Source organism: Candidatus Corynebacterium faecigallinarum, assembly GCF_052264515.1.
Taxonomy (GTDB): domain Bacteria; phylum Actinomycetota; class Actinomycetes; order Mycobacteriales; family Mycobacteriaceae; genus Corynebacterium; species Corynebacterium faecigallinarum.
Genome location: NZ_JBQQOC010000010.1, coordinates 110679 through 120069 on the forward strand (window position 1 = coordinate 110679; position 9391 = coordinate 120069).

Annotated in this window: 10 protein-coding genes and 1 pseudogene; 4 read left to right on the forward strand and 7 right to left on the reverse strand. The window is 64.7% G+C overall.

The window, feature by feature from the left end:
• Positions 1 to 112: 112 nt before the first annotated feature.
• Together ACTXPP_RS07335 and ACTXPP_RS07340 are read left to right on the forward strand one after the other, a co-directional pair.
• Positions 113 to 712 carry a DUF6474 family protein gene (locus tag ACTXPP_RS07335; protein ID WP_443341550.1) on the forward strand — a complete coding sequence of 200 codons (600 nt, stop codon included), beginning with the start codon at positions 113 to 115 and terminating at the stop codon, positions 710 to 712.
• Positions 713 to 850: 138 nt separating this feature from the next.
• Entirely contained in the window at positions 851 to 1213 is a 363-nt protein-coding gene (locus ACTXPP_RS07340) for a histone-like nucleoid-structuring protein Lsr2 (protein ID WP_443341551.1), read from the forward strand.
• An 89-nt stretch (positions 1214 to 1302) separates the two neighbouring features.
• Here ACTXPP_RS07340 and ACTXPP_RS07345 read toward each other — a convergent pair.
• The 3 genes and pseudogenes from ACTXPP_RS07345 to ACTXPP_RS07355 all read right to left on the reverse strand — a co-directional run bounded on the left by ACTXPP_RS07345 (position 1303) and on the right by ACTXPP_RS07355 (position 3255).
• Positions 1303 to 1943: pseudogene (locus ACTXPP_RS07345) on the reverse strand (LuxR C-terminal-related transcriptional regulator).
• Positions 1940 to 2731, reverse strand: a complete 792-nt coding sequence (locus ACTXPP_RS07350; protein ID WP_301495403.1) for a sensor histidine kinase — start codon at positions 2729 to 2731, stop codon at positions 1940 to 1942. Before ACTXPP_RS07350 ends, ACTXPP_RS07345 begins: the two are co-directional and overlap by 4 nt.
• Positions 2728 to 3255: a hypothetical protein gene (locus ACTXPP_RS07355; protein ID WP_301520868.1), complete on the reverse strand. Its 528-nt coding sequence runs from the start codon at positions 3253 to 3255 to the stop codon at positions 2728 to 2730. Before ACTXPP_RS07355 ends, ACTXPP_RS07350 begins: the two co-directional genes overlap by 4 nt.
• Before the next feature lie 22 nt (positions 3256 to 3277).
• Here ACTXPP_RS07355 and yidC point away from each other — a divergent pair, with 22 nt between their 5' ends.
• On the forward strand, positions 3278 to 4723 hold the full coding sequence (gene yidC, locus ACTXPP_RS07360; RefSeq protein ID WP_443341553.1) for a membrane protein insertase YidC: 1446 nt from the start codon (positions 3278 to 3280) through the stop codon (positions 4721 to 4723).
• Between the two features lie 33 nt (positions 4724 to 4756).
• Here yidC and ACTXPP_RS07365 read toward each other — a convergent pair whose 3' ends face one another.
• From ACTXPP_RS07365 to ACTXPP_RS07375, 3 genes are all read right to left on the reverse strand, one after another.
• Positions 4757 to 5428 carry a TetR/AcrR family transcriptional regulator gene (locus ACTXPP_RS07365; RefSeq protein WP_443341555.1) on the reverse strand — a complete coding sequence of 224 codons (672 nt, stop codon included), beginning with the start codon at positions 5426 to 5428 and terminating at the stop codon, positions 4757 to 4759.
• A gap of 208 nt (positions 5429 to 5636) precedes the next feature.
• Entirely contained in the window at positions 5637 to 6545 is a 909-nt protein-coding gene (locus tag ACTXPP_RS07370; RefSeq protein WP_443341557.1) for a universal stress protein, read from the reverse strand.
• Positions 6546 to 6703: 158 nt separating this feature from the next.
• Positions 6704 to 6826 (reverse strand): hypothetical protein, encoded by a 123-nt coding sequence (locus ACTXPP_RS07375; RefSeq protein ID WP_301495395.1) that lies wholly within the window; start codon positions 6824 to 6826, stop codon positions 6704 to 6706.
• A 63-nt stretch (positions 6827 to 6889) separates the two neighbouring features.
• On the opposite strand from ACTXPP_RS07375, the gene ACTXPP_RS07380 reads away from it, so the two are divergent.
• Positions 6890 to 7954: a pseudouridine synthase gene (locus ACTXPP_RS07380; RefSeq protein WP_443341559.1), complete on the forward strand. Its 1065-nt coding sequence runs from the start codon at positions 6890 to 6892 to the stop codon at positions 7952 to 7954.
• A gap of 14 nt (positions 7955 to 7968) precedes the next feature.
• Here ACTXPP_RS07380 and ACTXPP_RS07385 read toward each other — a convergent pair whose 3' ends face one another.
• Positions 7969 to 8520, reverse strand: coding sequence for a lipase family alpha/beta hydrolase (locus ACTXPP_RS07385; RefSeq protein ID WP_443341563.1), 552 nt, complete (start codon positions 8518 to 8520; stop codon positions 7969 to 7971).
• Between the last annotated feature and the right edge of the window lie 871 nt (positions 8521 to 9391).

A 9391-nucleotide genomic window follows, 5' to 3' on the forward strand; every position in this document is an offset into this window, starting at 1 on the left:
GGACCCGCCGACACTGGAGTGGAACTGTTTCTCACAATGCCCCCATACTATTGACTAGTGTTGTGCCGGAGAAACCGCACAGACGTTGAAGAGTTACGGGAGTCAGAGGAACATGGGAGTTTTCCGCTCGGCGCGCCAGCGTCGTCACGAGAAGAAGGCCACGTACAAGGCGGCGAAGGTCCAGGCCAGGACCGAGGCCCGTGAGTACGCCAAGCTGGACGCCAAGAAGGAGCAGTACCTCCAGAAGATGGCGAAGAAGGTACGCAAGGAGGACGCCCGCCAGCTCAAGGCCCAGCAGAAGCATGATCAGAAGATGGCCACCGCCACCGTCCAGCAGATCAAGGCCGGCCGGTTCAACGCCGGGACCGTGCTGCGCTACACCGGCGCACTGCGGGTCCTGCTGCCCGTGGTCATCCCGCTGGCCTACCGTGGCCTGACCCAGTTCTCCCAGCGTTCCCACGGCGCCGGCACCCCGACGGCGTTCGTCGGGGTCGGCGCGGCCCAGCGCGCCCGCATCGCCGACCTGCGCAGGAGGATTGAGCGCGCCGATGTCTCCGCCGGTTTCACCAAGGACGCCTCCGCCCGACTCGACCAGCTGGAAACGTCTCTGGATAATGCGGCGACGATGTCTGATTCCCAGGCCCGTAGCCTGACCGCCAGTGTCTCCACCGAACTTGATCTCCTGGACCGTCAGCTAGCCGAAAAGGTCTGACACCGGGCTTTTAGTATCGAATGATGTGAATCGTCGAGTCGTAAATAAGTTTCTTTATGACTTGCGATTTGAATGGCATTAGCAGAACAATTACGTTACACTCTCGGTGAATCACCCGCAGTCAACCGGAGGTAAATCATGGCCCGCAAGGAAATCGTGCAGTTCTACGACGATCTGGACAAGTCCCCGCTGTCCGCCGACGAGGTCAACGTCGTTGAGTTCTCCTACCAGGGAACCACCTATGTCCTGGATCTTTCCGAGGCGAACGCCCAGAAGTTCGCCGCTGACCTGGAGCCGTACATCGCGTACGCCACGAAGGTGAGCAAGACTGCCGGCCGTGGCCGTCAGCGCGCCGCATCCACGGGCGCGAAGTCGGATCCGACCCGTAACCGTCGTATCCGCGAGTGGGCCCGCGCGCAGGGCCATGAGGTGTCTACCCGCGGTCAGATCCCGCACGAGCTCATCTCCGCCTACGAGGCAGCGAACCCCTCCGACCGCTAGTCACCCCGGGACACACGGCGACGGCCCCGTGGTGCCGGTGACAGCCGTGACGGCTGCGATGGCCGTGATGACTGTGACGCCCAGGGGGGTCACAGAATTCCGGCGTCCCGTGCAGCTGCAACCGCAGACGTCCGGGACCGCACCCCATCTTGTTGTAAATATGAACCAGATGGGATTTAACTGTCGCTTCAGACAGGAATAGGTCGGCGCCTATCTTCCGGTTAGATTTCCCGTGGGCGACTTCCTGCAGAACCTCTATTTCCCTGGCCGACAGGGACAACGCCGCCTCCCGGTCACGGTATTCCAACCGGTGCGCCACCGAACCCGACATTGTCGGTGTTCCTGCGGCAGCACTTCGCACAGCATCAATCAATTCTTCCGGCGGGGCGTCCTTCAAGAGGTAGCCCACCGCACCTGCTTCGACAGCGCCGAGAATGTCACCGTCCGAATCATAATTTGTGACGACCAGAATATTCGGCGCACTCTCCAGATCCAGTGCGAGGATTCTGGCGGTTGCCTGGGCCCCGGATTCCACCTGATGCCCGGATGCGCCCACCCCGAACCGCAGATCCATCAGGACAACTTCCACCTCGATCCGCTGGACCGCCTGCACCGCGCCATCGGCGGTCTCGACCTCCCCGACGATCTCGATGTCGTCCGCGCTCTCCAGGACCGCACGCAATCCCATCCGGACAATGTGCTGGTCATCAGCGAGCAGTACACGGATCATGGACAGGCACTCCTGGATGCGGGGCGATGGGGGCGGTGTGATTCTAGTCGGTGGCCGTCCAGCGGTGCACTGGTACGCACGACCGTCCTCTGCCCTGGGGCGGACTCGAGTTGGACGCTGGCCCCGATACCCGCCGCGCGCTGCCGCATCGTCAACAGGCCGATGTGCCCACCCTGGGCCCGACCGGACACCTCGCCGAGAGCCGAGGAGACGTCGAATCCGCGGCCGTCATCGACGATCTCCATCTCCACCAGGCCAGCGGGGATGTCGTCGACCACCGTGACCCGCACCAGTGATGCCGCGGAGTGATGCCGGACATTCGCCATCGCCGACTTCGCAATCCGCAGTAGCACCGACTTCACCCTTATCGGCGGGGACACCTCGAGAGTCCCCGGGGTGAGGGCACCGGAATCCGAGCGGTGGCCCACGGTGACATCGACCGTGAGCCCCGGGAAGTTCTCTTCGGTGGTGGTCGCGAGACGACACGGGGCATCGGTCAGCGTGCCATCCTGCAACGCCCGGGGCTGCAGCGCGGGGATGATGGCGCGGGTGTCCCGCAGGTTCTCGGCGGCCACCTTCCGGGCGACCTGTAACCGGTCGAGTGCCGGGGAATCGTCCGAAATGTCTCGCTCGGCGGCGTACAGCAGCATCTGGATACTGGAGAGCCCCTGGGCGACGGTGTCGTGGATCTCGTGCGCCAGGCGCTGACGTTCCGCGGCCACGCCAGCCTCCCGCTCCGACTCCGCGAGCCGACTCCGCGAGCCGACTCCGGGTGAAGATGAGTTCATCGATGAGCTCCCGCCGGTCCTCGCTGACCATGAAGACCTCCTCGACGATGACCGCCACTTCCATGGCGACGAAACCTGCCATCACCGGGCCGATGACCGCCCCGATGCTCGGCCCCCCCGACGGCGAGCAACCCCAGACCCGCGGCGATGGGCATGACCACCAGGGTCGCCGCCACACCCCACCACAGCGGCAGTCGGTAGAGGTAGAGGGCGAACAGGGCGACCATGGCGAACAGGGCGACCACCATATAGTTCGCGGTCGGTTCCAGCACCGCCAACACCACCCACAGCACCGTGAGGGTGAGCATCCAGACTGCCCTGCCCCGCAGGTGCAGCAGAACCGGACGTGTCAGTCCGTAGGCCGCGACCAGTCCGAACGCCAACGACGCGATGAATACCAGTCGCGCGGAGCCGTCGTCCGGATGCGTCGCAGACCACATGGTGGAGCCCAGAAGAAAACTGATCAGCGTCGCAAAACCACCCCTGATCAGTCGTGAATCACGCACTGCATCTTCATTGCCCATGCGAACACAGTATCCTCGACACGTGGAGTTCATCGAGTATCCGGTTTCCGGTGTGCTGAAGCTGTGGCACCTGGTCCTGACCGCAGTCGGCATGTCGGACATTCCGGCCTGGACGCTGTCCATCGCGCTACTGGTGGTCACGGTCCGCCTGATCCTGCTGCCGTTCGCCTACCGCGCGTACCGGTCAACCCGTGTACTGGTGAACCTGCGTCCGGCGATGGCCGCCCTCGACGCGGAGTACGCCGACCGGTTCACCTCCGCCGACCGCAAGGAACTGCTGGCCAAACGTCGTGAGCTGCAGAAGGCCGAGGGCTACCGGGTGCGGGACGGCTGCGTGCCGGCCCTGATCCAGCTGCCGATCTTCATCGGGCTGTACCGCTTCCTGCTGCAGGTGGCGCGACCGCAGGACCTGGAAGCCGCCTCACACTCCGGAATCGGTGCCCTCAACAGCACGGAGGTCTCGGACTTCCTGCAGGCCGAGATCTTCGGGATCCCGTTGACGGCGTACGTGGCGATGAGCGACGAACGCTTCGACTTCCTGGGCACCACCGGCTCCGAGGTTCTCCGGTTCGCCCTGCCGCTGTGCATCGCCGCGGCCATTTTCACCAGCGCGAACATGGCCTACTCGATCTACCGCAACTGGATGACCCTGGACGAGAACAACGCGACCGCCCGGGTGATCTTCCGGATGATGTTCGTGCTCACCGGTATCGCGGTGTCCGTGCCGCTGCTGTTCGGCCTGCTCGGCCCCGCCCCGGTCGCGATCCTGTGCTACTGGGTGATGAACAACCTGTGGACGATGGTGCAGAACGTGAGCCTGCACCTGGTGCTGGACCGTCAGGTGCCGTACACGGAGGAGTTCCGGACGCACCGGCGTGCCGTCGGCGAAGAACGCAAGGCCCGACGGGGCGAGGCCAAGGAGGCACAGGCCGGCCTGGAACGGCGCGCGGCCTCCCGCGACGCACGGATCTCGGAGCTGGACTACACGATGAACCACAGCGCGCTGGAAGAGGTCCGTCAGGGCGCAGCGGCGGAGAGGGACGCGCTGCTGAAGGAGCATGCCGATGACAAGGAGTCCGTGGCCCAGGTCGTGAACTGCGAGAAGCTGGAGAAGAAGAAGCGTAAGGCCCGCCAGAAGGAAGTTATGCAGGCCGAGCGGGCGATCCGGGCCAAGCGCCGTGCGGAGCAGAAGGCGGCGAAAGCTGCAGGCGCCGAGGGGCCGGAAAGCGCCCCGACGGAGGAGACGACGGAGGACACGACGACAGAAACCGCAGGTGCGGCAATCCCCGAGGACACCCCGACGGAGGAGATTGCCGAGGGTGTCGTCGAAGAGACCCCTGCCGCTGACCAGCAAGCCCCCACCGCCGAGCCCGCGGAAACCACGGCCCCCGCGGAACCTGCCGAGCCTTCGGGACCTTCGGAACCCGATGAAAAACCCTACCGGGGGCGCCACCGTTTGGCGGAGTGACCGGCGGCGGCGCCGGACGGTAAGTGCCAGTCGCTAGATCGAATACATCATGGGGGCGGTGTAGAGCAGCTGCTTGGCCAGCTCGCGGGCAGTCTCCAGCGGCGTGACCGCGCGGCTCATCTTCGCCCCCGCAATGCCACCGTCCAGGAACACCATCAGCTGGTCGGCCAGCGTCCGGGAGGCATAGCCGAACTTCTCGGTGAGCAGGTCCGCCATCGTGTCTCGACACCAGCGTCGGTGCTCCAGTGCAGCCTCGCGAATGCGTCGCTCACTGTCGGTGTCGGGACGCGGGTACTCACTGGCTGCGTTCTGGAAATGCGATCCCCGGAAGTTCTCTCCCGGCTGACTGGCGATGCACATGTCGAAGAACGCGAGAATCCGGTCCTCCGGCTTCGGCAGTTCCTCACACATCTCCTCCCACTGCTGGCGCCAGGACCGGTCGAGCTCCTCGATGTAGGCCACCACCAGGTTGTCTTTGGAACCGAACAGTGAATACAGGCTGGCTTTCGCCACGTCCGCCTCACGCAGGATCCGGTCGATGCCGATCACCCGGATACCCTCGGTGGTGAAAAGCTCAGTCGCGCTGGCCAGCAGTCGCTGACGCGGTCCCGGACGGTCACGACGCCGGGAACCCCCCTTGGCCCCCTTCGCTGTGGAACCAGACATGCTGCCACCATTGCTCGTCGAGGAACCGGTGCTGGCCATGTCTCGTCCTTCCTTCACTGTCGGATTGGGGGTGCGTGCGTGAGGCAGTGTCGAACACTGCGCGGAGCGTCGTGCGGAACGACGCCCGGAATATTGCTGCCGTCGGCGTTGTTGCTGTGCGCCAAGTTTACACGCGTGACGCACCGCACAAGCACATAAGCCGCCGCCGACAATGTCGGCGGCGGCAGTGGTGCGTCCTGACGCGTTCCTACTTCTTGGACGACGGACGGACAACCATCATCGGGCACGGTGCGTACTGCAGCAGCGCGCGCGAGGTGGAACCGAGCAGCATGCCGCGGAAGCCACCGCGACCGTGCGAGCCCAGGACCAGCAGCTGAGCGGCCTCGGAGTTCTCCTTGAGCACCTGGATCGGGCGATCGCGCTCGACGACCTCCTCGACCTGGACGTTCGGGTACTTCTCGCGGTACGGGGCGAGCTCGTCGTCCAGGATCTTGCGCTCCTGAGCGCTCATCGCATCGAGCTGGCTCTGGACCGCAGCCAGGCCGACGAGGCTGGTCTGGATCTGAGCGTCCGCCCAGCTGTGGACCGCACGCAGGGTGGCTCCGCGGGCGTCCGCCTCACGGAAGGCGTAGGCCAGGGCCTCACGCGAGATGTCGGAGCCGTCAACACCGACGACGACCGGACCGTACTTGGTCTCCGGGGAGACGTCGTTGTCCTTGCGGACCACCACGACGGGAGAAGCAGCGTGCGCGACGACGGCGGAGGACACCGAACCGAGCACCAGGCCGGACAGTCCGCCGAGACCACGGGAACCCATGACGACCATGTCGGCATCCTCCGACACCTGCAGCAGCAGGTCGATCGGGGTTGCCTCGGCAACGTAGTGGCTGACCGCGATGTTGGGATCAACAGCGCTGATCTGGTCACGGGCGTTGTTGATCTTGTCCATAGCCTCGTTCTCGAGCTCGTCGTAGAGCTCCTGCGGCGGCACCATGCCATCGGCGTACATGAACTGGGGCATGGTGTAGGCGGTGACGAGCTTCAGCGGCGCGCCACGCTTGGTAGCTGCATTGGCCGCCCAAGCGACCGCCGCGGTACCGGCATCAGACCCGTCGACAGCGACGGCGATTTCATTGGTTGCCTTGGTGTCCGACATCACGGACCCCTTTCCTTTTGGTGACTTTTCTCCACCTCCCAGTATCCCCCCAAAGCGCCCATTCGTGCAGTGACCCTCCCCCCGAGAGGGGGAGGGTCACCAGGCTACACTCCGAAATCGGGCGCACCAGTCGGGGGTAGTAAGGTAACGGGGAGGGATTACGGTCCCGGTACGCCCGGAGTGTTGCTCGGATACAACAGCTCGTAGATGAACTGCAGACCCTGCAGAACGATGCGTCCGAAACCGGTGGCCAGGAAGTCAGTGATGATTGAGAGATCCATGTCCAGGAGCTTAGCGTGAGGAACCCACCGCTGCCAATAGCGGACGGCCTGAATCCGTCACGGGTGCGTGTCGAACATTCCGGCAGCGCACGGGTCATTGTGCGGCACCTGATCGACACTCAACAGCATCACGACCCCACCGACGATGACACGGCACTACGTGAGCGCTTCGCGGAGGGACTGGTACGGCTCGATGACGGCACCAGGTTGTCGCCCACCTCGGTGGTGCCCGCCGGGGAGTTCATCTGGTTCTACCGGCGCCCGGCCCCCGAGCGGGTCGTCCCCGGTGAGCTGCGGGAGATCCACCGTGACGAGCACCTCCTGGTCGTCGACAAGCCGACGTTCATGTCGACCTTGCCGCGTGGCCAGCACATCACCGAGACCGCGGTCGTCCGGGCGCGGCGGCAATTCGGCCTGTCGACCCTGTCCCCGGCGCACCGACTCGACCGGCTGACCAGGGGCGTCCTGCTGTTTACCGTTGATCCGTCGGTGCGCGGGGCCTACCAGCGCCTCTTCGAGGCACGCGAGGTCGTGAAGTCCTACGAGGCGGTGACACCAGTGCCGGCGGGGTGGTTCTCCTCCGGCGATTCCTTGGAGGGGACGACGGATGAGTCGTTCCCGGTGCCGGCTGGCGCGCTCGGTTACCGGAGCCCCGCGACCGTGTTGGATGCACCGACCGAGGACGCGCCGTGGGTACTGCGCCACCGGATGATCAAGCTGCGGGGCCGGATGGCCACCTACCTCGAGGCCGGCGAGCCGAACAGTGAGACGCGGGTGACGGGTGTCCGGCTCGTGCGGAGAAGTGCGCCGGGGAACGGCGGTGCCAGCGGCGAAGGCGGCGTCAGCAGTGAGTGCATCGCTGGTGACGATGCTGTGGTGTGGACGCTCGAGCCACACAGCGGCCGCACCCATCAGCTCCGGGTGAATATGCGCCTCTTCGGTGTCCCGATCGTCAACGACCCGTTGTACGGCCCGTTGAGCGACGAGGCATTGTGGGACGTCGATGCTCCGATGCCTTTCGTGCCGGCGGTGGCGGATGAGGACTTCAGTGCACCGATGGGTCTGACGGCTGCGGCGATGCGTTTCATCGACCCCCTGAGCGGCGAGCCACGCGAGTTCGAACGTTAGTCGGCAGGTTCCGACTAGGAGTGTGCTGTGCAGCGACGGGCATCCTCGGGGACTGTTCCCGGGACCAACGCTTCCCGAACGATCTCGTAGGTATGTGGCGAATACATCATCGAACTGTGGTCGGACTGGTCGATGGCGCAGGAGTGCTGCAGGGTGACGTTGTCCGCCTCTGAGCCGGGACCGGCCTCAAGGAACGTCGCCTCATAAGGAGTCGACACCTGGTCGTTGACCGAGCCGATGACGGTGTAGTCGATTCCTGGCACGGTGTGCCCATCGTCGTTCAACTCAGTGATGAAGGGCGATCCCACGAGTTGCTGCATTCCGGCCACCCCGACGATATGGTCCGGCGGCGTATCGATGTCCACACCGGTGCCGGAGACGATGTCGTAGAGCTCCGAGATTCCATTCATGGTCGTGCCGTTGTTGGTAGCGCCCAAGGTGACGATGTGATTGACCTTGTCCGCTCCGCCGTTGAATTTTGTGTACTGGCGGGCGACCACACCACCCTGTGAATGACCGACGAGGTTCGCTTGTCCCGCGCCGGTGCTGGCGAGGACCCGGTCAATGAACTCGCCCTTTCTGCGGCCGATTCCGCGATGTCGCCGGTGGCGAAGGCCGCAGGCTGAGCCGCCTGGATGCCACCCTTCTCCATGACCGACGCTGCACCGAAGTTCGTGGCGTACACACAATGACCGTCGGCCTTGAGCTCGGCCGACAACCCCGCGAAAGTGTTGTAGGCACTGCCCCAGGTCCCGTGAATCAGGACGACGGGATAGGGGTTCTGCCCGGTGGGTTTGCAGTGCCAGTCGTTCGCGCCAGGCGGACTCCGGTGGGGTTCCTGCTGACTGATGTTCCCCGCCTGCTGTGCGGTGACGGGGTTCGCAGGACGCGGTGCCTGTTCGGCGGTCCGCTCGGCTACCTGGAAGTTATCAACCTGATCTGCGGCGGGGTCGGTCGTGCCGGCAGCGTACGAGACGTTCCCGGCGGCCGTAGGGCCGGCGGTCCCCGCTACCGCCGGAGAAAGCGCTGCAGTGGAAACGACAAGCGCAGCACTTACAGCGAGGACACTGACTCGTGCCCGTGCTTTAGTAATAGCATTAGTTGCTTCATTATGTGACATGAACTGACTATAGGGCAACTGAAGGGCCCGGGGTCTGGATTCCTCACAGCTCGACAACATTGCGCGCTCATGCGCAACCTTCGCCAACGCACCCGGAACGCGGCACCTGGAGCACGGCACCTGGAGGACGGCACCGACCCGAAGTGAGCATCGATGCCGCGAATCCCCGGCTTCAGCGGAACCATGCTCAGTTCGGGTCGCCCCCACACACCGAAGGTCCCCACCCCGGGGTGAGCGCCCTGCTCCCGCACAACATGCCCCACAAAACCGACACCCCCCCCAGAAACGACTGAAGGCCCCGGCCGCCGACGATCCCA